General features: G+C 76.8%; 1 pseudogene. It reads right to left on the bottom strand.

Going from position 1 to position 423, the window contains the following annotated elements:
* Positions 1-365: pseudogene (locus tag IQ458_RS19470) on the bottom strand (hypothetical protein); the annotation flags it as partial.
* Between the last annotated feature and the right edge of the window lie 58 nt (positions 366-423).

The raw sequence follows: 423 nt of genomic DNA, 5'->3' as shown, positions 1-423 counted from the left end.
CGGGCGGCCTCGGCCGCGTCGGCGGCATCGCGGGCCTGTTCGGCGCGCGCCTTTTCGCGACTGGCGGCAATCGCCGCGGTGGTTTCCGGATCGGCGACGAAGCCCGGGCGGTCGGCGCTGCTGGCATTTCCATAGGCCTGCACGGACGCAGGTGGCATGGCGACGCTGTCCAGGGTGGTGGCATCGGCGCGGGCTGTCGCGGCGACAGGCGGGGATGGCGCGGGCGGCGCGGCCAGCGGGCGGCCGTATTCGACGGCGGGTACGGATGCCGGCTCGGCCGCGGCTTGCGGAGCGGGAGCCTGCCGTCTGGCGGGCGGGATGGCTTCGCGCGTGGCCACGCGTTCGGCCGGGGCGCGACGGGGCATGGCCATCGGCTTGGCAACCGTGGGTGGCTGCACGACCGAGGCCGGTGCCGGCGGGGCG

This window comes from Pseudoxanthomonas beigongshangi (assembly GCF_016820515.1).
In the GTDB taxonomy this organism is placed as follows: domain Bacteria; phylum Pseudomonadota; class Gammaproteobacteria; order Xanthomonadales; family Xanthomonadaceae; genus Pseudoxanthomonas_A; species Pseudoxanthomonas_A beigongshangi.
This window is presented reverse-complemented; position numbering and strand designations above follow the sequence as displayed.